This window comes from Herbiconiux aconitum, from assembly GCF_024979235.1.
Classification (GTDB): Bacteria; Actinomycetota; Actinomycetes; order Actinomycetales; family Microbacteriaceae; genus Herbiconiux; species Herbiconiux aconitum.
In genome coordinates this window covers 978,795-998,942 of the sequence record NZ_JANLCM010000002.1, presented here as the reverse complement: position 1 = coordinate 998,942, position 20,148 = coordinate 978,795, and the positions used below count along the sequence as shown (strand labels likewise).

The window sequence follows — 20,148 nt, the reverse complement described above, 5'->3', positions numbered from 1 at the left end:
GCGGGCGGCGGCCGGCGGGCCGGGTGGGGGCGACGTGCGTCAGGCGCGACGAACTGATCTCCCGGGTGCGGCCGGATCGAAGGCGCGACGGCGATCGGGGCGCAGGGCGAAGCGGCCGGGAGCAGCCGTACCCTCCACCAGCCCGGCGAGGAGCCTCCCGACAGCCGGCGCGAGGCCGGCACCGGCGGCTCCGAAGCCGGCACCCACGATCACGGGGCCGATCCGGTCGATCACGAAATCGCCGTGGTGCGCCGAGGTGCGCACCCGGGAGGTCAGCGTCGGCACCGTGGCATCGGCGCCTGGCGCCCATTCGCGCGCGTAGCGCAGCAGCGCGGCGAGCTCGCGGGGCGGCACCGCGCCCGAGCGCGCAGACGACTCCCCGGACGACCGGATGTCGCGCCAGCCCACTGACACGCTGCCTTCACCGCCGAGCACAGCGGCGTCACCGCGCCAGTAGCGCTGCCCGGGAGCGGTGGGATCGGGGAGGTGCAGCACGGCCGGAGCGGTTCCCCGCGAGGTCGGGAGAACGATCGACGAGTCCCGCGTCGACGTGATCCTGGGGAGCGCCACGAGCCCGCGCAGCAGCTTCGCCGTCGACGCGCCGAGCGCCACCACGAGCCGCCGGCAGTCGATCTCCTGCACCTCGCCGAATGTCGATCCGTGCGGGGGCGTCGGGTCGTCGCCCGCCGCGGCCCTGCGCACCTCGAGCCGCGCGAGGTCGTCGCCGAGAATGCGGATGCGCGTGATGGTCGCGCCGGCGACGACCCGCGCCCCCTCAGCCACCGCGGCCCCTCGCAGCGCCGTGATCGCCGCGCCCTCCCGCAGCCGTCCACCTTGCGGGGTGAACAGCACGCTTCCGCCGAACCGCAGCCCCGGCCACCGTGACTCGGCGTCGGCCGCCGAGAGGATCTCGTGAGCGAGCCGGGCCCGGACGAGCGCCTCGGCGGCCACCTCGAGCCGAGGAGCGTGGCCGTGCAGCACGGCACCGGTGCGATCGAGCACCGGCGCCGAGCCGCCCTGGCCCGCCGCCGACACCGAGTCCCACAGCTCCGCCGACTCCGTCGCGAGCGCCTGATACACCGGATCGGCGTACGCAAGTTCGAAGGCCCGGCCGGGGCTGTCGTCGACGGCTGGGCACGTCTCCAGCAGCAGCACCTCGGCGCCGCGCCGGGCGAGCTGCCAGGCGGCGGCCGAACCGGCGGTGCCTCCTCCGGCGACGATCGTGTCGACGAACTCGGTCACCGTGCGGCCGCCTCCGTGGCTCGGGTCGGAAGGGAGCCGGTCGATGATGCAGACGCCGCCCCTGCCCCGCGCGGCTCCTCCAGCGTCGGCAGCGACCGCACGAGCTCCTGCGTGTACGGATGCTGCGGCCGCAGGAACACGTCATCCGCCGTTCCGCGCTCCACGACCGCGCCGTCCTTCATCACGAGCACCGTGTCGCTCATGTGGTGGATCACGCCGAGGTCGTGCGAGATGAAGAGGTAGCTGAGGCCGATGCGGTCCTGCAGCTCGACCAGCAGGTCGAGGATCTGCGCCTGCACCGACACGTCGAGCGCCGACACCGCCTCATCGAGCACGATGATCGAGGGCTCGGTGGCGAGCGCCCGCGCGATCGCCACGCGCTGGCGTTGGCCGCCCGAGAGCTTGAGCGGAAGCCGAGGCAGCACCTCGTCGGTCAGTCCCACCTGCCGCAGCAGATCGCGGGCCCGGGCATGCGCATCCGGTGACACCCGGTCGGCCTGCCCCACCGCGTCGACGAGGATGCGCTCTACGGTCCAGCGCGGATCGAAGGAGCTGAGAGGGTCTTGGTAGACCACCGCGATGCGGTTGCGCAGGTGGCGCCGCTTCGACTCCTTCACGCTCGACCAGTCCTGGCCGACCAGCTTCACCCAGCCCTCGTCGGCGCCCGTGAGCGCGAGCGCGATGCGCGCGGTGGTGCTCTTGCCCGATCCGGATTCGCCGACGATGCCGAGCGTGGCCCCGCGCTCGAGCGTGAACGACACGTGATCGACCGCCGTGCTCGGCACGCCGCCGGGGCCGCGGAACCGCTTCACCAGGTCGCGGGCCTCGAGCACCGGACCCTCCGACGCATCCAGCGGCACCCGGGAATCGGGCGCCGGCAGCGCGACGTCGAGCGCCGGTCCGAGCCGCTCGCCCCGGGTGTGCCCCCCGGGCACGGCGTCGATCAGAGCCTGCGTGTACTCGTGCTCCGGCGCGGTGAGCACCTGGTGCGCCGACCCGCTCTCGAGAACCGATCCGCCCTTCATCACGAGGATGTGGTCGGCGAGCCGGGCGACCACCGACAGGTCGTGGCTGATCAGGATGACCGAGACGCCGCGCTTCTTCATGCCCGCGATGAGGTCGAGCACCTGCGCCTGCACCGTGACGTCGAGCGCCGTGGTGGGTTCGTCGGCGATCACCAGTTCGGGGCCGAGCGCGAGTGCCGAGGCGATCAGCGCGCGCTGGCGCAGACCTCCGGAGAGCTCGTCGGGCCGCTGCCGCGCCCGCACGGCCGCGTTCGGCACGCCGACCGACTCGAGCAGGTCGACGACCTTGCGCTTGCGCGCCGCGCGCGAGCCCCACCCGTGCAGTGCCAGCGCCTCCTCGATCTCCTTGCCGACCGGCCGCAGCGGGTCGAGCGAGACCAGCGCATCCTGCAGGATGAAGCCCACTCGGCGGCCGCGGATGCCGCGCCACGCCTTCTCGGGCACGGTCGCGAGATCGATCCCGTCGAGTTCGAGCGTCTCCGCCTCGACCACGGCGTTCGCCCCGGTGAGGCCCACGATGGTGCGGGCCGTGACGCTCTTGCCCGACCCGGATTCACCCACGATCGCGAGGCATTCGCCGGCCTGCAGTGTGAACGAGACGTCTTTCACCACGGAACGGGTCTCGCCGCCCCGGGTGAAGCCGACGTTCAGGTGGTCGACGCGCAGAAGAGGATTCGCAGAGGCAGCCGCGGTCGTCATTTCTCGTCCTTCTCGAGGATGTTCTGGATGTGCTTGCCGAGCGTGGTCGCGGCCAGCGCGAGCACCACGATCACGAGGCCGGGCAGCACGGTCAGCCAGCCCGCCTGGGTGATGTACTGCTTGCCGGCGTCGAGCAGCGCGCCCCACTCCGGCGACGGCGGTGCGACTCCGAGCCCGAGGAACGACAGGCTCGACGCCCACACGATCGACTGGCCGACCGAGAGCGCGAAGATCGCCACCAGGGGCCGCAGCGCGTTCGGCAGCACGTGGTTGCGGAGGATCCACGCGCGGGGGTGACCGAGCGCGACCGCCGCTTCGACGTATCCGGAGTCCTTCGCCTTCAGGATCTGGCCGCGGATGATGCGGGCGTACCCCGGCGCCGTGCCGACGCCGACGGCCACCACCTGCGACATCGCCGACGGGCCGATGACCGCCACCAGGAGCAGGGCGAACAGCAGGGTGGGGAAGGCGAACAGCACCTCGATGATGCGGTTCACGGCGGCAGAGGCGAAACGCCCCGACAGGGCGGCGAGCGAGCCCAGCACGAGCGCGAGGCTGAGGCTCACGGCCGTCGCGCCGACGCCGATCAGGAGCGACTCGCGGGTGCCGTAGATCACGCGGCTGTAGAGATCGCGGCCCGACTCGTCGGTGCCGAACCAGAACACGAACGACGGCGGATGCAGGGCGTTCGCGAAATCCATGGCATACGGATCGTGGGTGGCGAGCGCCGCCGGGAAGACGGCGGCCACCACGAAGAACAGCAGCACCGCGATCGAGAGGAAGAAGCCCCACGGCGTCGCGGCGAGCTTCGCGGAGACGGGCTTGGTGAGGAGCGGCTGGCCCAATGCGGTCATGATTTCTTCAACCTCGGATCGATGAGGACGTAGGCGATGTCGACGAGGATGTTCGCGACGACGTAGAGCGCGGCGATCAGGATGACGATGCCTGTGACGACGGGCAGGTCCTGGGTGTTCACGGCCGTGACGAGCACCGATCCGATGCCCGAGCGGGTGAAGATCGACTCCACGATCACGGCACCCGAGATGGTGGCGCCGAGCGCCCAGCCCGAGAGGGTGACCGCGGGCAGCACCGAGTGTCGCAGCACGTGTTTGAGCCGCACGGCCCAGTCGCCCATGCCGCGCATCCGGGCGGTGATCACGAAGGGCTGGTCGAGCGAGCGCTCGAACTCCGCCCTCGTGGCCTGCCCCATGAATCCGGCGAGCGGGATGGCGAGGGTGAGCGCGGGGAGGAACAGCCCGTTCGGACTGGTGCCGCTGATCACGGGGAACCAGCCCAGCGTGAGGGCGAACACGAGCAGCAGGATGATGCCGAGCCAGTAGTGGGGCAGTCCCGCCACTGCGGTGTCGAGCACCGCGCCGACCGAGCTGACCTTCGTGCCGCGGCCGGCCGTCAGGGTGACCCAGACCACCATGATCACCCAGGCGAGAAGGACCGCGGTGAGCGTCAGCACGATGGTGGGCCACATCTGCTCGCCGATGATGGCGGCGACCGGGCGGTGCTGCTGGTAGGAGGTTCCGAGATCTCCGGTGACGATGCCGCGCAGGTACTCGAGATACTGCACCAGCAGGGGGTTCTGCAGGCCGTACTCCTGGTTGATGGCGGCGAGCTCGGCGGGGGTGCGCTCGATCGCCTGGCCGGCCCGGATGTTGAGGATGATGGTGGCGCGGTCACCCGGTAGGGCGGTCTGCGCCAGGAACGCGGCGGTGGCGGCGCCCCAGAGCACCACGACGGCGCCGGCGAGCTTGCCGGCGATCATCCGCCACGGAAAGCGGCGGGGGGCGCGGGCCCCGCCGCCGGCCGGCCCGGAGGGGGCCGGCGCGGCGGGCGGGGTCAGCGTGTCACTTGACGAAGTAGGCGTCATAGAACACCGGGCCTCCCTGTGCGTTCTCCTGCCACACGTCTTTCAGATACGGCGAGACCGCGAGGGTGCTCAGCCGGTCGTAGAGGCCGATGGCCAGGGCGTGGTCGGCGATGTACTGCTGCGCCTGGGCGTAGAGGGCGTTCCGCGCATCCGGGTCGGCCGTGGAATTGGCCTGCAGGATGTCGTTCTCGAGCTCGGGGCTGTTGTAGAACGCCGCGTTGTTGTAGTTCGGGGCATCCGGAGTGCTCTGACCCCAGTTGATCAGCAGGATGCCGGAGCCGACGCTCGTCCAGTAGCCCGCGCTGATGTCCTTCTCCGAGGGCTTGGAGTAGGCGCCGGAGAAGAACTCGCTCTGCGGCACGGGGATGAGCTTCACCTTGAAGCCGGTGGCCTTCACCTGCTCCTGCACGCCCTGGAGGATCGAGGCGCCGTCGGCATTGATGATCGAGCCGGCGCCGTACGGCAGCACGACCTCGAGGGTCTGACCGTCTTTCGTGCGGTAGCCGTCGGCGTCGTGGCCTGTCCAGCCGGCGGCATCCAGCAGCTCGTTCGCCTTGTCGGCGTCGAAGGAGTAGGTGTCGGCCGCTGCCTGGCTGTAGCCCGGCGTGGTCTGGCTGACGCCGCCGTTGCCCTCGTAGGGGATGACGCCGTGCCCGATGGTCTCGACCAGCGGCTCGCGATCGAGGCTGTAGGCGAAGGCCTTGCGCACGTTCTCGTCGGTGAATGGCCCCTCGGCGGTGTTGAAGGTCAGCTGCTGCGGGCGGCCGTGGGTCACGTACTTCTCGAGCTGGTAACCCTGACCCTCGAGGGTCGACCACTCGATCGCCGGCACGTCGTAGATGGCGTTCGTCTCATCGGCGCGGAGCGAGGCGACCCTGGTGGTGGGGTCGGGCACGAACCTCCAGTCGATCTCGTCGACGTAGGCGGGCCCCGTGTGCTTCGCGTTCGCAGGCGGTGAGGTGTAGTCGTCGTTGCGGGTGAGCACGATGTCCTGCCCACGGTTCCACTGCTTCACGACGAAGGCTCCGGAGCCGATGGGGCTGTTGCAGTTGTCCTCGTCGGAGCGCGTCTTCAGCGCCTGCTCCGACTGGATGCCGAAATAGCCCTGGGTGAGCGTCTCGGGCAGCAGCGCGTAGGGCTTCTGCAGATGGATGGCGACCGTGGTGTCGTCGATCGCCTCGGCCGACTGGTAGTAGCCCTGCAGCCACACCTTCGCGGTGCTGTTGCCGCCGCCGACCCAGTAGTCGAAGTTGTAGGCGATGGCCTCGGCGTTCACGGGCGTGCCGTCGGTGAAGGTCACACCGGGCTTGAGGTGGAAGGTCCAGGTGAGCTGGTCGTCGGATTCCTCCCACGACTCCGCGAGCCACGGCACGACCTGGGAGTTCTCGTCGAGTGAGACCAGGCTGTCGAGCACCTGGGTGGAGAGGTAGGCCTGCTCGATCCAGCCGCCGAACACGCACGCGGGTTCCTGCTGGTGGCCGTAGACGATGGTGCCGCCCTCGACGCGCTGCGCATCGGCGGCGGGTCCGGCCGAGGCGCCCGCGGAGCATCCGGCGAGCGTCAAGGCTGCTGCGGTGGCGAGGGCCACGATCGGCAGGACTCGGAAGTGATTGGACATCGAGCTGTTCTCCTGAACGGGAGGTCGGTGGTCGGGGGATGCTCAGACGGTAGGGGGCGGCACGGCGCGACCGATAGCCGCCGCCGTCACATGACGACGCCTGGCGTAACTGTTTTGCGCCGTGTTACGTGCGGCTTGCGCCCGCGCGAGAAGGGCATCGAGAGTGGCGGAATGACGAAAGAGCTGCACTTCAACGGCTTCGAGATGAACACGCCGAGCCACATCAATCACGGTCTCTGGCGGCATCCGGAGAACAACCGACACCGCTACACCGAGCTGTCGTACTGGACCGAGACGGCGAAGCTGCTCGAGCGCGGGCTCTTCGACGCGATCTTCCTCGCCGACGTCGTGGGCACCTACAACGTCTACGACGGCAGCCGCGACCCGGCGGTCGTTCGCGGGGTGCAGACGCCGAACAACGACCCGTTCCTGCTCGTGCCGGCGATGGCGGCCGTCACCTCGAACCTCGGTTTCGCGGTGACCTTCACCACGACCTACGAGCAGCCCTTTCCGAACGCCCGTCGCTTCAGCACGCTCGACCACCTCACCGGAGGCCGGGTGGCGTGGAACGTCGTGACGGGTTACCTTCCCGATGCCGCTCGCAACTTCGGTCTGAGCGACCAGGTCAAGCACGACGACCGCTACGATCTGGCCGAGGAGTTCCTCGAGGTGTCGTACAAGCTGTGGGAGACCTCCTGGGAAGCGGATGCGGTGGTGCGGGATGTCGCGGCGAACCTCTACACCGACCCGCAGAAGGTGCGGCAGATCGACCACGACGGGCGCTACTTCACGGTGGCCGGCCCCCACCTCTCGGAGCCGTCTCCCCAGCGCACGCCGGTCATCTACCAGGCCGGCGCCTCCGACCGCGGCCGGGTCTTCGCGGCGCGGCACGCCGAGGCGATCTTCGTGGGCGCCCGCACACCGGAACAGGCGCGGAAGGTCATCACCGAGGTGAAGGAGCTCGCCGTGTCGCTCGGGCGGCAGGATGACGACATCCGGTTCCTGCTGGGGCTGAACGTCGTCGTGGCCGAGACCGAGGCCGAGGTGAAGAAGAAGCTCGACGACATCCTGTCGTACCGCGACGTGGTGGGTTACCTGGTGCACTTCGGCGGTGGCTCGGGCATCGACCTGTCGAAGCTCGGCGCCGAGGAGTACATCGAGTACAAGGCGCGCGACCACGTGCAGTCGCTGGAGTCGGCCTTCGCCGACAAGACCGTGCAGAGCGTCGTCGACCACTACGACGACCCGTTCTCCGATCCGTTCTTCGTCTACGGCACGCCTTCCCAGGTGGCCGACCGGATCGAGGAGCTCGCCGACTCGATCGGGCTCGACGGTTTCAACCTGGTGCAATACCTCTCACCCGGCACCTTCGAGGACTTCGTGGAGCTCGTTGTACCCGAGCTCCAGAAGCGCGGCCGCTACCGCACCGCGTACACCCCGAACGAGACGCTCCGCGAACGCCTCTTCGAGGGCCGGGGCCCTCTGCTCCCCGACCGCCACCCCGGAGGTGCACTCCGCGAGGGCCAGAAGGCCGCGCTGGCCTGATTGCGCTCCGCCGCCGTGCGCGGAGACGAGCGCGCCTCGCTTACGAAACGACGGAGTTTCAGGCCCCACACCGGAAACGACGGAGCCTCCGCCCGCAGTTCCGCGCCCCCTCCGTCGTTCCGTTCTCGTTCTCGTTCTCGTTCTCGGTCTCGGTCTCGTTCTCGTTCTCGTTCCCCAAGTCGTGGGGAAACGAGACCGCAGGCCGCGGGCCGCGCTCGACAACCCAGGGTGAGGCCGAGGCCGGAGGGTCCGACCGCAGGCCGGGCCCTCCGACCTCAGCCGAGCATGTCGCCTCGCGCCGCAGAAGCGGCGGCGCGAGCAAGAAGGGCCCGCCCAGCCGAAGGCCGGGCGAGCCCGGGAAACCGCCCGGCCGTGCCCGAAGAAGCCTTCACAACAGCCCCAGCTCTCGCGCCCGCAGGATGGCGGCGTCCCGGTCGGGGGCGTCGAGCTTGCGGTAGATGTGCGCCATGTGCGTCTTGATGGTGTTGACCGACACGAACAGCCGTGACGCGAGCTCGGCGTTCGAATAGCGGCTCGGGAAGTAGGCCAGCAGCTCACGCTCGCGATCGGTGAGCGGAACCGGCAGCGGCGAGGTCGTGGCCGCCAGCGGCACCGCGTCGCGTGCGCGACCGAGTTCGGCGGCCACGACCGGAGGCGGAGGACCGATGGCCTCGTCGTCGACGAACAAGTGGCCGAGCAGAAGCGTTTTCGCCAGACGCACCAACCAGAGCAACTGCGTGCGATTGTTGAGCGCCGCGAGCGCTTCGGCTTCGCGCATGGCCGACACGGCGGCTTCGGTGCGACCGACAGCGATGGCCGCGAAGCACCGGGCGAGATAGGCGTCGGCGGGAGCGGGGTGCCCGAGCAGTCCCACTTCTCGCGCGAGCTGGATCGCCTCGTCGGCTGTGTCGAGACCTCGTTCGAGGTGGCCCTCCCAGACATCCACCAGCGCGAGGCTCCCGAGCAGGTGGATGCGGTAGGCCGAATACCGTCCACCCGGGGTGTCCAGGCCGCGCTGCAGCCACGTTCTCGCCTCGTCGAGCCGGCCGAGGAAGAACAGTGACCGGCCGCCCGCGGCCAGCACGAACGGCCAGAGCATCTTGACGCTGGTCAGGCGCAGGAGATCAGGCACCGGGTAACCGTCGTAGGCGGTGAGCAGGCCCACCGCCACCTCGGCGTCGCTCAACGAGAGGGCAGGGCTCGGCCGGAACTGCACCCGCGCCGTGAGGTAGCTGTGGGCCACGAGCTGCTGACCCGGGGTGAGAGCGGGGTCGGCCCCGAGTTCGCGAAAGAGATCCTCCGCCTGGGCCACGCGCCCGCTCAGGCCGAGCAGCATGCCGCGGAGCAGACGCGCCTCCGGATTGTGTCGCAGCGCACCCTCCGGAACGGCGTCGAGCCAGCTGAGCATGGTGGCGGTCTGCCCACGTTCGAAGACGTCCGATCCGCGGGCCAGCAGAACCGCGAGAACCGAATCCCAGTGCTCCGCCTCGATGAAGTAGCCGATGGCCTTCTCGAAGGAGTCGTGTTCGAGCGACCACTCGGCAGCCCGCAGGAGCACCGTCGTCTCACCGTCGGGATCGCTCGCGTGCAGCCGGTAGCGCAGCAACTCACGAAAGAGGTGATGGAAGCGGTACCACCCGGGTTTGCCCGTCACCGGGCGCAGGAACATCGACTGGTCCTGCAACGATTCGAGCAGCTCGGCGGCCTGCGCCTGCGGCTTCCCGGTGCAGGCGGCGACCAGATCGGCGTTCATCTCCTTCAGGGCCGACAGTCGGAGCAAGCTCTCGCGGCGCCCCTCCGATTGGGCGAGCAGCACCTCTTCGCCGAGGTAGTCGGCGATCAGCCGATCGCTTCCGGCGATCACCGAGGCGAAGACCTCCGGATCATCGGAGTCGCGCAGTGTCAGCGCCGCCAGCTGCACACCGCCCGCCCAGCCCTCGGTGCGCTCGACCAGCACCGAGACGTCCTCGGGGGCGAGCGCACGGCCGCTGATGCGCACCACCGCCTCCGCGGCATCCTCGTCGTCGAAGGCGAGGTGCGACTGCCGCATCTCGAGAAGGTTGTGCCGCAGGCGCAGCGGCCCCCAACCCAGCCGGAAGTCGCGCCGCGACGACAGCAGGAAGTGGATCTGCGGAGGCACGATGTCGACGAGGGTCCAGAGATCGGCGAGCACCTTCTCGTTCGCGAGGAGGTGGAGGTCGTCGAGCACGATCACGCATTCCGGCAACGACTGCATCCGATCGCTCAGCGCGTCGACGAAGGGCCGACCCAGACCGCCGCCGGCGGCGACCACTTTCGACCCGATGGTCGCGATGCCCGGGGAGAGCGGGGTGAGCGCGGCCGTCAGACGTCGAGCGAAACAGGCAGCATCGCTGTCTTCGGGGCCGACGTCGAGCCAGACGAAGACGAGATCGTTGCGGCAGGCCGCCCACTGGCTGATCAGCACCGATTTACCGGAGCCGGCCGGGGCGACGATCAACGTGGCCGGACCGGACTGTCCGTCGTCGAGCAGATGCCGCAGGCCCGGTCGGTCGACCGCGTGACGCGGAGGAACATGCAGCTGACCCATCCGGCCTCTTTTCCCGCGCCCGAACCCCAGTATGGCAGCGAAGGGCAGAAGTCATCCATGGCGGATGACGCCCTGATTCGCCCGGCGGCGCACACTCGATGACGAGGGAGATTCCCTCGATCGGCGACGCTTCGGAGGCGCGAGTGCGGGAGCAGACGTTCGAGATCGTCGTGCGGGGCCGGTTGAGCCCCGAACTCGCGGCGTCATTGACCGGCTACCAGGTGTTCGTCGACGACGACTCCTTCACGCACGTCACCGGGCTCGTGGTCGATCAGGCTGCCCTGCACGGTCTGCTCTCGATGTTCGGGGAGTTGAACATCGACCTGGTGTCGGTCAACCCGGCGGCGGCGCGGTAGGCGACTCGGGCGCCTCGTCGGGTGCCGGCTCGTTCGCCGCCGCCGGCGGCGCCGCGCCGCGCCGGCCGGCCAGAGCAGCCTTCTGCGCCTTGGCCGACTTGCGCGCGGTCTTCTCCTCCACGTAGTCGGACTGCAGGATGCCGCGCGTCTCGGCCGTGGGGCCGAGCACCGGTCGCCACCATTGCGCATCCGGATTCGCGTCGATGAGGATCATCTTGCCGAGCAAGGTCAGCGGCACCGCGAGGATGGCGCCGATCGGGCCGATCACCACCGCCCAGAACAGCACGGAGAAGAAGGTGATGGTCTGGCTGAGCGAGACCGCCTGCCCGACCACCCGGGGCTGGATGATCGACTGCACCACCGCATTGATGATGCCGTAGACGATCACGATGGCGATCACGGTCGGCCAGCCGCCCACCAGGAACCCGAAGATGACCGGCGGGATGATGGCGAAGAAGTATCCGATGTTCGGGATGAAGCTCATGAGGAACGCCAGCAAACCCCAGAGCAGAGCGGCCGGCACCTGCAGGATCACCAACGCGATCGTGTCGAGCACGCCCTGCACGATGCCCAGCACCGTCGTCACCACCATGTAGCGCCGCACGTTCGAGGTGTAGGAGGTGATCGCGGCCACGAGAGCGGGTTTGCGGGTCTTCAGCTGACCGAGGATCGTCTTGGCGTACACGGCATCGGCGGCCATCAGGATCATCATCGTCAGCACGATCACCAGCGCGCCCGTGATGCCGGCGACGCTGCCGAGGGCGCCGCTCACCGCGGCCGCGATGTTGCCGGGGTCGATGCCCTTCACGATGTCCTGGATCTGGGCCTGGTCGATGCCGAGACCGGTCAGCCAGCTGCCGATCGCCTGCCCGATCTGCTGGAACTGCGACGCGTAGTCGGGGAGCATCGAGACGAACTGCGAGAACGCGATCAGGATCGTGTAGGTGAACGCGGCCAGCAGGCCGAACACCACCAGGATGACCGCTCCCGTGGCCAGGCCCCGCGGCACTCCGTGCTTCTCGAGGCCCGTGCGCACCGGGCTCGCGCAGATCGTGAGGATCAAGGTGAGCAGAACCGGCGCCAGGATGCCCCGCAGCGAGCTGATCCCGATGGCCACGACGACGGCTGAGGCGAGCCCGACCAGGATGATGGCCCCGCGCGGATACGGCGATCGTGACTCGGTGCTGTCGGTCATCGGCGTGCTCCCGCTCGTTCAGATGCCCTCACGGTAGGCGGGCGGCCGCGCGGCTGTCGTCATCCCGTCAGGGTGATGCAGCGCGGCGGCGCGGTTCGCTAGGTTCCCCTCATGAGCGACGTCCTGTTCACCAACCTCATCTGGATCGTCGTCGTCGCGGCGGATCTGGCCATCCGGATCGCGGCGCTCATCATCGTGCCCCGTGGTCGCAAGCCCACCGCGGCCATGGCCTGGCTGCTCGCGATCTTCCTCATCCCGTTCATCGGCATCCTGCTCTTCCTCGTGATCGGCCGCACGAAGCTGCCGAAGAAGCGCCTCGCCCTGCAGGACACGGTCGACGGGATGATCGCCGAGAAGGCCGCGGGCCTCGACCTCACGCCGCGGCGATCGTCATGGCCGGTGTGGTTCGACAATCTGGTGATCCAGAACGAGCGGCTGACGCGCATCCCGCCGACCGACGGCAACACCGCCACGCTCTACGGCGACTACGAGGGCTCGATCGCCGCGATGACGGCGGAGATCGAGCTGGCCACCACCTTCGTGCACGTCGAGTACTTCATCGTCTCCTTCGACGCCACCACCAAGGACTTCTTCGCCGCGATGGAGGCGGCCGTGAAGCGCGGTGTCACCGTGCGCCTGCTCGCCGACCACCTCTCGTCCACCCGTGCCGTGCACAGCAAGGAGACGTTCGCCGAACTCGACCGGATCGGGGTCATCTGGTCGTACATGCTGCCGGTGCGCCCGTTCAAAGGCGAGATCCAGCGACCGGATCTGCGCAATCACCGCAAACTCGTCGTGGTCGACGGCCGGGTGGCGTTCATGGGGTCGCAGAACCTCATCGACCGCACCTACAACACGCCCAAGAACCTCAAACGGGGTCTCAAATGGCAGGAACTGGTGACACGGCTGAGCGGACCGGTCGTGGCCAGTGTGAACGCGATCTTCCTCGGCGACTGGTTCACCGAGACCGGCGAGCTGATCACCGAAGAGAACGTTCCCGCGGCTCTCCAGCCCCGCGCCTCCGGGCCCGACGCCCTGGAATGCCAGCTCGTGCCGAGCGGCCCCGGGTACGCCTTCGAGAACAACCTGCGCATGTTCCTCGGCCTCATCTACGGGGCCGAACGCAAGGTCATCATCACGAGTCCCTACTTCGTTCCCGACGAGGCGATGATGTACGCCATCACGGCGGCCTGCCAGCGTGGGCTCGAGGTGCAGCTGTTCGTCTCGGAGATCGGCGACCAGGGGCCGGTGTTCCACGCCCAGCGTTCGTACTACGGCGCGCTGCTCGAGGTGGGGGTGCGCATCTTCCAGTACCCGGCCCCGTTCATCCTGCACGCGAAGCACCTGTCGATCGACGACGATCTCGCGGTGATCGGATCGAGCAACATGGACATCCGGTCGTTCAACCTCGATCTCGAGATCTCGCTGCTGGTGCGCGGCAGCTCGTTCGTCGACGGCATGCGCGCGGTCGAGGAGCACTACCGGGCGATCGGGCACGAGCTGACCCGGGAGGAGTGGGAGCGGGAGCCGCTCAGCCGGACGGTGTTCGACGGAGTCGCCCGCCTCACCTCCGCCCTGGAGTGACGATGGCCGATGCGCTGGGACGAGTGCTCCCACTGGCGGTCGCGCTGGCGATCAGTTCGGTGCCGATCCTCGTGACGATCCTCATCCTGCTCTCGCCGAATTCGCGGCGCTCGGCGTTCCCCTTTCTGATCGGGTTCGTGGTGGGGGTCGCCGGCGTGTTCACCGGATGCATCGCCTTGGCCCAGGTGATTCCGACACCGGTCGTGAAGCATCCGCAATCCGCGCTCGGGATCGCCTTGATCGTGATCGGCGCTGCCCTCGTCGTGCTCGCGGTGGTGTCGGGTGTGCAGGCGATGCACAACCAATCACCGGGCGTGCCGAAGTGGATGAACATCGTGACGCGATTCGGCCCGTTGCGCTCCGCGGGGCTGGGCCTGCTGCTCTGCTTCCGACCGAAGTCGATTCTGATCTGCGCGGCCGCCGGGCTGTCGGTGCGCGGCGACCGGCTCTCCCCGGGCGAATTGACCGTGCTGGTGCTCGTGTTCACCCTTCTCGCCACCTCCACCGTGATCGCCCCGATCGTGATCGCCGCGGCCTCGCCGCAGCACGCGCAGAGCTGGCTGCAGGCGATGCGCCATTGGATCGAGAAGAACAACGCGACCGTCACGACGCTCATCCTGCTGATCATCGGCGTGGTCGTCATCGGCGACGGGATCACGCGACTCTGAGGCGGATGTGCCCCTGTCGGGATCACCCGAGTGGGATGACGACAGTGCTACCGGGCTCCGCTTGACTCGCAGCAGCGACCCCGGAGGAACGACGATGAGCACGATTGACGCGGGCGAGATCCGCGAATTGGCCGCTGAGGCCTTCTCCTATCTGTACCCGATCGTCACCATGGACGTGACCCGGATGCAGCTGACCGACACCACCGACGCCACCGCCGTCGGGCACAGCGCCCCGAACGCGTTCTCACACGTGCAGCAGTTTCCGCCGGCCGACTTCCGGAGCGTCGTCGCGCCGAACTTCGACACCCTGTACAGCGTCGTCTGGCTCGACCTCGAAGACGGCCCGATCGTGCTCGGGGTCGCGGATTCCGGCGGGCGCTACTACTTGCTCCCCCTGCTCGACATGTGGACCGACGTGTTCGCGGTGCCGGGGAAACGAACCACCGGCACCGGCGCCGGAACCTTCGTCATCGCGGGGCCGGATTGGAGCGGCGACGTGCCGGCGGGCGCGCACCTCATCCGTGCGACCACCTCGGTGGTGTGGCTGATCGGCCGCACCCAGACCGACGGGCCGGCCGACTACGACGCCGTGCACCGCTTTCAGAGCGGGTTGACGCTGAGTGCGCTCGACGGCGGCGACCTCACACACGAGGTGCGGGCATCCGTCGCCCCGTCCGGTGTCGACCTGACGGGCGAGCCGCTGCACATCGTGAACGGACTCTCGGCGGTCGACTTCCTCGGCTACGCGGCACGGCTCGTGCAGCAGTATCCGCCGCACGCCACCGACTTCTCGGTGCTCGCCCGGATCGCCCGCCTCGGCTTCATGCCGGGGGAGGAGTTCGATGCCTCCGGCCTCGATGCCGACGGGCTGGCCGCGCTGGAAGCCGGCAAGGCGGATGCGCTCGCCCACCAGCTGGCCGAGCTGCCGACCCTGGCCCGCGTCACGAACGGGTGGGTGATGAACACCGACACGATGGGGGTGTACGGCAACTTCTACCTCAAACGCGCCATCGTGGCGATGGTGGGTCTCGGCGCGAACCCCGCCGAGGACGCGGTGTACCCGATGGTCGTCGCCGATTCCGACGGATCACCGATCGTGGGCGAGAAATCGTATCTGCAGCACTTCGAGAAGACCGAGCTGCCCCCGGTGGACGCCTTCTGGTCGGTCACCATGTACGACAAGGACAGTTTCCAGGCAGCCAATCCGCTGGATCGCTTCGCGCTCGGCGACCGCGATCCGCTGGTCTACAACCCCGACGGGTCGCTCGACCTCTACTACAGCGCCACCGACCCCGGCGGCGACCGCACCGCGAACTGGTTGCCGGCGCCGGCCGGACCCTTGCGGATCATCATGCGGCTCTACTCGCCCCAGCCGTCGGCCCTCGACGGCACCTGGAATCCACCCGCACTGAAGCCCGTGGTGCTCTGAGGAGGAACGATCATGACCACCAACTCGCTCGTCACCATCGCGGCCGACAGCGGGGTGCCCCTCTCGCGCAGCAACGCCGAGCGTACCGATGCGGGGCGTTCCGCTCGAGCCCGTTCTCCCCGGCGGAGCCACGCCGTCTGGCGACCAGCCGACGACCGCACCGACGTCGTCGACACGCTCGAGAAGCAGGCGGAGTCGCGAGTGCGCTCCCTCATCCCGGTGCGCTACCAACGGATGCTCAGCTCGCCGTTCGCCTTCTACCGGGGAGGCGCTGCCATCATGGCGGGCGATCTCGCCGCCCTGCCCGACTCGGGCATCGTCACGCAACTCTGCGGCGATGCCCACCTGGCGAACTTCGGCCTGTTCAAGACGCCCGAGCGATCCTTGATCTTCGACCTCAACGACTTCGACGAGACCGCGCGAGGCCCCTTCGAGTGGGACGTGAAGCGGCTCGCGGCCAGTTTCGAGATCGCCGCGCGGCATCGGGGGTTCTCCGACGCCGACCGGCGGGCGACCGTTCTGGCCGTGGCGGGCGCCTACCGCAGTGCGATCCGCCGCGCCGCTTCAGGCAGGGTTCTCGACAGCTGGTACGAGCGCCTCGAGGCGAACGAGGTGCGCGCTCTGCTGCGCGAGGCCGCCGCCGAGGGCACCGCCAAGCAGCACCAGATGAAGGTCACCGAGTCGACGATCGCGTCGGCCAACGAGCACGACAGTGCCCGGGCCTTCTCGAAGTTGGTGCGCGAGGTCGACGGCCGACTGAAGTTCGTCTCCACGCCGCCGCTGATCGTGCCGGTCGAGGAGCTGCCCCCCGACGAGGGCGGGTTCGGCGGCGGCGACCTGGTCGACGACCGTGTGGCCATCCCGGCCCTGTTGCGCAGCTACCAGTCCACGCTGCTCGACCAGCCGCATCCGTTGCGGGAGTTCAGCTATTACCATCTCGCCCGGAAGGTGGTGGGAGTCGGGAGCGTCGGCACCCGGGCATGGGTGATTCTGTTGCAGGGCACGGATGCGGGCGATCCGCTGCTGCTGCAGGCGAAGCAAGCCCAGCGATCGGTTCTCGAGTTCGGAATGGATGCGCCGGAGTACGAGAACCACGGCGAACGGGTGGTGCGGGGCCAGCGGCTGATGCAGGCTGCGAGCGACTCGTTCCTCGGCTGGCAACGGGTGGATCGGGTCGACGGCACGTCGCGGGACTACTACATCCGTCAGCTCAGTGACGGCAAGGCATCCGTCGACATGGAGCGGGCTCGGCCTGCGGGTGCGCTGATCTACGCCCGGCTCTGCGGGGAGACCCTCGCCCGGGCGCACGCCCGAGCCGGAAGCCGGCTCGAGATCAGCGCCTACCTGGGCGCCCGAGACGTGTTCGATCAGGCTGTTGCGGAGTTCGCTGACCGCTACGCTGATCAGAACGACGCGGACTACGAGAGTGTGCGGGCGGCGGCCGAGTCGGGGCGGATCACGGCGAACAGCTAGGTGATGGTGTCAGCACGGATGGTGTGAGTGCGTATGCTGTCAGCGCGGATGCTGTCAGTGCGGATGGAGTCAGTGCGGATGGTGTCGGAGCGAACCCTGCGTCAGACCCTCGTCACGCCCGAGCTGGTCTCCGGCATCGTTCTGGTCAGCGTCTTCGTGGCCGTGGCCGACCAGAACGACGGTGTGCTCGACGTCTTCGCCATCACCGTGGTGAGCGTGCTCGTCTTCTGGTTCACCGAAGTCTTCTCGCACACCGTGGCGGAGCAGCGTCGACGCACGTCGGACGACTCCGTCGACCTCGGCAAGTCCCTCCGGATCGCCCTGGCGAAATCGCGGGGCTTCCTGTTCGCCGCGATCCTGCCGACCGTCTTCCTCGTGATCGGGCTGTTCGGTGTCAACGAGGGCATCGTCGCCTATTGGGCGGCGCTCTGGGTGGGGGTCGCGTCTCTCGCCGTGATCGGCTGGATCGCTTTCGAAGGGCGGGGTAACCGCTGGTACTGGCGGGTCGGGGGAGCGCTCGCGACCGCGTGCCTCGGTCTCATGGCGGTGCTGCTGAAGATCCTGGTGCACTGAGCCCCTCTAATGGGTCACCCGCATTTATTTGCCACACGTTAACGAAGTGGGGTCCCGGATTCGCGGGGTGACCGCGCTACGCTCGGCCCATGCGCTTCGGTCTCTTCGTTCCCCAAGGTTGGCGTTTCGATCTGGTGGGCATCCCCACCGAGGATCATTGGAGCACGATGCGGTCGATCGCCGCACACGCCGATGCCGGTGTGTGGGAGTCGGTCTGGGTCTACGACCACTTCCACACCACCCCGGTGCCGAGTGAGGAGGCCACGCACGAGGCCTGGACGCTGATGAGCGCGCTCGCGGCATCCACCTCCCGTGTGCGGCTCGGGCAGATGTGCACCTGCGCGGGCTACCGCAATCCGGCCTACCTCGCGAAGGTGGCCGCCACCGTTGACGCGATCTCGGGTGGCCGCGTCGAGATGGGCATCGGCGGTGGCTGGTACGAGCACGAATGGCGTGCCTACGGCTACGGATTCCCCGCCATCGGCGACCGGCTCGGCATGCTCGACGAGACGGTGCAGATCTTCCGCGCGGCCTGGACCGACGGTGTCGTCTCGCACCAGGGCGCGCACTTCACCCTCGACGGTGCGATCGTCCGCCCCCTGCCGCTGCAGCCGGGCGGCATCCCGATCTGGGTCGCGGGTGGCGGCGAGAAGGTGACTCTGCGGATCGCCGCCCAGTACGCCGACTACACGAACTTCGGGGGCACGCCGGAGGAGTTCGACCACAAGAGTGCCGTGCTGCGCGCGCATTGCGACCGCCTCGGGCGCGATTTCGGCACCATCACCCGCACCACCAACTACGGTGCGGTCGTGGGGGAGACCGAGTCGGAGGTGGAGGACCGCCTCCGGATCATCGAAGAGCGCGTCGCGCCCCACCTCGGCGAGAAGACCACCGAGACCTTCATGCAGGCCTACCGCGGCCCCAACGCCCTCGGAGTCGGAACGGTCGAGCAGGTCACCGAACGCCTCGCCGACATGGCCGCGCGCGGCTTGGATTACAGCATCTTCTACGCACCGGAGGCCGCCTACGACCTCTCGGGCATCCGTCTGCTCGAGGAACGGGTCATCCCCGCCCTCTCCTGACGACTGCGCTCAGTCGCGGCGGCCTCGATCGGGGTGCTGTCTCAGTCGATCCGTGACACCTGGTAATGGCTGATCAGCCACTCCCCGCCGACCTTCCGCAGCACCACCGTGAGGTGCACCGCGATGGTGGGGCGATCGGTGAACCCGAAGTCCACGGTCTGGTAGCCCACGATCACGTCGTCGGCCAGCTGCCGGGCGTCGAGGATGCGGTAGTCGGCGGTGAGGCCGAGCGGCTGCGACGCATAGTATTCCGTGACTCCGGCGCGACCGATCGAATGGGTCGGGCGGAAGCCCTGGAACAGGGCGTCCTCGGTGAAGAAGGTGGCGACCTTCTCCGGCTCGTGGTTCTCGATGGCGGCCTTCCAGCCGTCGAGCACGGCTGCGACCGTGCGTTCGGTGTCGCTCATGGTGTCGGTCTCGCTTTCGCTTTGGGCCATGATCTCAGTGCCCGGCGTTCTGGCCACCGTCGACGTGCAGGATCTCACCCGTCACGAAGGTCGCGGAGTCGAGGAAGAGGATGGCGTCGACGATGTCGTCGATCTCGCCCATCCGGTTCAACGGGTGCATGCCGGCCAGGGTCTCGTGGTAGGCCTCGGGGTTCATCGGTGTCTTGATCAAGCCAGGGGCGACGGCGTTGACCCGGATGCCGCGGCTCGCGTATTCGATGGCGAGACCCTTGGTGAGGGCGTTGAGACCGCCCTTGGTGATCGACGCCAGGGCGGCGGGAACGCGGGCATCGGGCTGGTCGACGAGCGCGGTGGTGATGCTCACCACGTGGCCGCCCTCACCCTGCTCGAGCAGGCGGGCGACGACGGCCTGCGTGACGTGGAAGACGCCGCCGACGTTCACGGCCTGGGTGGATTCGAAGTCCTCCTGCGTCCACTCCGTGAACGGCTTGGAGGCGAAGACTCCGGCGTTGTTGACGAGGGTGTCGATGCGGCCGAAATTCTCCACGGCTGCTGCGACCACGCGCCGGGCGGTCTCGGGATCGCTGATGTCGCCGGCGATGGTGACGACGTCGGGGTCGTTCGAGGGTGTGATCGATCGAGAGGTCGCGACGACCGCGAAGCCGCGCTTCCTGAAGCCCTCCACGACACCCGCTCCGATGCCCTGGGATGCTCCGGTGACGACGACGACCTTCTTCTGTGTGCTCATGATTCCGTTCTCTTCCGATGTTGGTAGACGATCAGTCAACTACTGATGAGACA

At 68.6% G+C, this 20,148-nt stretch carries 17 protein-coding genes; 8 read left to right on the top strand and 9 right to left on the bottom strand.

Translation table 11 applies throughout. The features are described 5' to 3' along the window. Positions 1-39 precede the first annotated feature (39 nt). Genes N1027_RS16240 through N1027_RS16220 form a run of 5 tightly spaced genes read right to left on the bottom strand, consistent with a single transcriptional unit; the run spans position 40 to position 6,466 of the window. Positions 40-1,242, bottom strand: a complete 1,203-nt coding sequence (locus tag N1027_RS16240; RefSeq protein ID WP_259509171.1) for an NAD(P)/FAD-dependent oxidoreductase — start codon at positions 1,240-1,242, stop codon at positions 40-42. Beyond that, positions 1,239-2,966: a dipeptide ABC transporter ATP-binding protein gene (locus tag N1027_RS16235; protein ID WP_259509170.1), complete on the bottom strand. Its 1,728-nt coding sequence runs from the start codon at positions 2,964-2,966 to the stop codon at positions 1,239-1,241. The genes N1027_RS16240 and N1027_RS16235 overlap by 4 nt, the downstream gene beginning before the upstream one ends. Further along, positions 2,963-3,820 (bottom strand): ABC transporter permease, encoded by an 858-nt coding sequence (locus tag N1027_RS16230; RefSeq protein WP_259509169.1) that lies wholly within the window; start codon positions 3,818-3,820, stop codon positions 2,963-2,965. Before N1027_RS16230 ends, N1027_RS16235 begins: the two co-directional genes overlap by 4 nt. Next, the gene (locus N1027_RS16225; protein ID WP_259509168.1) at positions 3,817-4,848 is read right to left on the bottom strand and encodes an ABC transporter permease; all 1,032 of its coding nucleotides are present in this window, start codon (positions 4,846-4,848) and stop codon (positions 3,817-3,819) included. Before N1027_RS16225 ends, N1027_RS16230 begins: the two co-directional genes overlap by 4 nt. Next, complete coding sequence (locus N1027_RS16220) at positions 4,826-6,466, bottom strand: ABC transporter substrate-binding protein (protein ID WP_259509167.1); 1,641 nt, start codon at positions 6,464-6,466, stop codon at positions 4,826-4,828. The genes N1027_RS16225 and N1027_RS16220 overlap by 23 nt, the downstream gene beginning before the upstream one ends. A 171-nt stretch (positions 6,467-6,637) precedes the next feature. On the opposite strand from N1027_RS16220, the gene N1027_RS16215 reads away from it, so the two are divergent. After that, a complete protein-coding gene (locus N1027_RS16215) occupies positions 6,638-8,011 on the top strand; it encodes an LLM class flavin-dependent oxidoreductase (RefSeq protein WP_259509166.1) in 1,374 nt (457 codons plus the stop codon). A 388-nt stretch (positions 8,012-8,399) separates the two neighbouring features. Here the strand turns inward: N1027_RS16215 and N1027_RS16210 are convergent, their stop codons facing one another. Further along, positions 8,400-10,580: a winged helix-turn-helix domain-containing protein gene (locus N1027_RS16210; RefSeq protein WP_259509165.1), complete on the bottom strand. Its 2,181-nt coding sequence runs from the start codon at positions 10,578-10,580 to the stop codon at positions 8,400-8,402. A 98-nt stretch (positions 10,581-10,678) separates the two neighbouring features. Here N1027_RS16210 and N1027_RS16205 point away from each other — a divergent pair, with 98 nt between their 5' ends. Further along, complete coding sequence (locus N1027_RS16205; protein WP_259509164.1) at positions 10,679-10,936, top strand: DUF8691 family protein; 258 nt, start codon at positions 10,679-10,681, stop codon at positions 10,934-10,936. On the opposite strand, the gene N1027_RS16200 is transcribed toward N1027_RS16205, so the two are convergent. After that, on the bottom strand, positions 10,914-12,131 hold the full coding sequence (locus N1027_RS16200) for an AI-2E family transporter (protein WP_259509163.1): 1,218 nt from the start codon (positions 12,129-12,131) through the stop codon (positions 10,914-10,916). The genes N1027_RS16205 and N1027_RS16200 overlap by 23 nt on opposite strands. A 111-nt stretch (positions 12,132-12,242) precedes the next feature. Here N1027_RS16200 and cls point away from each other — a divergent pair, with 111 nt between their 5' ends. The 6 genes from cls to N1027_RS16170 all read left to right on the top strand — a co-directional run bounded on the left by cls (position 12,243) and on the right by N1027_RS16170 (position 18,940). After that, positions 12,243-13,715 (top strand): cardiolipin synthase, encoded by a 1,473-nt coding sequence (gene cls / locus N1027_RS16195; RefSeq protein WP_259509162.1) that lies wholly within the window; start codon positions 12,243-12,245, stop codon positions 13,713-13,715. 2 nt (positions 13,716-13,717) lie between these two features. Continuing rightward, entirely contained in the window at positions 13,718-14,383 is a 666-nt protein-coding gene (locus N1027_RS16190; RefSeq protein ID WP_259509161.1) for a GAP family protein, read from the top strand. A gap of 94 nt (positions 14,384-14,477) precedes the next feature. Further along, a complete protein-coding gene (locus tag N1027_RS16185) occupies positions 14,478-15,812 on the top strand; it encodes a DUF1254 domain-containing protein (RefSeq protein ID WP_259509160.1) in 1,335 nt (444 codons plus the stop codon). 12 nt (positions 15,813-15,824) lie between these two features. Then, positions 15,825-17,285: a DUF2252 domain-containing protein gene (locus tag N1027_RS16180; protein WP_259509159.1), complete on the top strand. Its 1,461-nt coding sequence runs from the start codon at positions 15,825-15,827 to the stop codon at positions 17,283-17,285. A gap of 78 nt (positions 17,286-17,363) precedes the next feature. Further along, on the top strand, positions 17,364-17,858 hold the full coding sequence (locus tag N1027_RS16175; RefSeq protein WP_259509158.1) for a hypothetical protein: 495 nt from the start codon (positions 17,364-17,366) through the stop codon (positions 17,856-17,858). Positions 17,859-17,947: 89 nt separating this feature from the next. Beyond that, positions 17,948-18,940, top strand: a complete 993-nt coding sequence (locus N1027_RS16170) for an LLM class F420-dependent oxidoreductase (protein ID WP_259509157.1) — start codon at positions 17,948-17,950, stop codon at positions 18,938-18,940. Between the two features lie 41 nt (positions 18,941-18,981). Here N1027_RS16170 and N1027_RS16165 read toward each other — a convergent pair whose 3' ends face one another. Further along, entirely contained in the window at positions 18,982-19,347 is a 366-nt protein-coding gene (locus N1027_RS16165) for an SgcJ/EcaC family oxidoreductase (RefSeq protein WP_259509156.1), read from the bottom strand. Positions 19,348-19,381: 34 nt separating this feature from the next. Next, positions 19,382-20,095: an SDR family NAD(P)-dependent oxidoreductase gene (locus N1027_RS16160; RefSeq protein ID WP_259509155.1), complete on the bottom strand. Its 714-nt coding sequence runs from the start codon at positions 20,093-20,095 to the stop codon at positions 19,382-19,384. Positions 20,096-20,148: the final 53 nt, after the last annotated feature.

Excerpts from the sequence above, each read along its gene's own strand:
- N1027_RS16220 (WP_259509167.1), bottom strand. The coding sequence starts at position 6,466 with ATGTCCAATCACTTCCGAGTCCTGCCGATCGTGGCCCTCGCCACCGCA.
- N1027_RS16175 (WP_259509158.1), top strand. The coding sequence starts at position 17,364 with ATGGTGTCGGAGCGAACCCTGCGTCAGACCCTCGTCACGCCCGAGCTG.
- N1027_RS16160 (WP_259509155.1), bottom strand. The coding sequence starts at position 20,095 with ATGAGCACACAGAAGAAGGTCGTCGTCGTCACCGGAGCATCCCAGGGC.
- N1027_RS16190 (WP_259509161.1), top strand. The coding sequence starts at position 13,718 with ATGGCCGATGCGCTGGGACGAGTGCTCCCACTGGCGGTCGCGCTGGCG.
- N1027_RS16210 (WP_259509165.1), bottom strand. The coding sequence starts at position 10,580 with ATGGGTCAGCTGCATGTTCCTCCGCGTCACGCGGTCGACCGACCGGGC.
- N1027_RS16185 (WP_259509160.1), top strand. The coding sequence starts at position 14,478 with ATGAGCACGATTGACGCGGGCGAGATCCGCGAATTGGCCGCTGAGGCC.
- N1027_RS16200 (WP_259509163.1), bottom strand. The coding sequence starts at position 12,131 with ATGACCGACAGCACCGAGTCACGATCGCCGTATCCGCGCGGGGCCATC.
- N1027_RS16215 (WP_259509166.1), top strand. The coding sequence starts at position 6,638 with ATGACGAAAGAGCTGCACTTCAACGGCTTCGAGATGAACACGCCGAGC.
- N1027_RS16180 (WP_259509159.1), top strand. The coding sequence starts at position 15,825 with ATGACCACCAACTCGCTCGTCACCATCGCGGCCGACAGCGGGGTGCCC.
- N1027_RS16230 (WP_259509169.1), bottom strand. The coding sequence starts at position 3,820 with ATGACCGCATTGGGCCAGCCGCTCCTCACCAAGCCCGTCTCCGCGAAG.
- N1027_RS16165 (WP_259509156.1), bottom strand. The coding sequence starts at position 19,347 with ATGAGCGACACCGAACGCACGGTCGCAGCCGTGCTCGACGGCTGGAAG.
- N1027_RS16235 (WP_259509170.1), bottom strand. The coding sequence starts at position 2,966 with ATGACGACCGCGGCTGCCTCTGCGAATCCTCTTCTGCGCGTCGACCAC.
- cls (WP_259509162.1), top strand. The coding sequence starts at position 12,243 with ATGAGCGACGTCCTGTTCACCAACCTCATCTGGATCGTCGTCGTCGCG.
- N1027_RS16205 (WP_259509164.1), top strand. The coding sequence starts at position 10,679 with ATGACGAGGGAGATTCCCTCGATCGGCGACGCTTCGGAGGCGCGAGTG.
- N1027_RS16170 (WP_259509157.1), top strand. The coding sequence starts at position 17,948 with ATGCGCTTCGGTCTCTTCGTTCCCCAAGGTTGGCGTTTCGATCTGGTG.
- N1027_RS16225 (WP_259509168.1), bottom strand. The coding sequence starts at position 4,848 with ATGACGCCTACTTCGTCAAGTGACACGCTGACCCCGCCCGCCGCGCCG.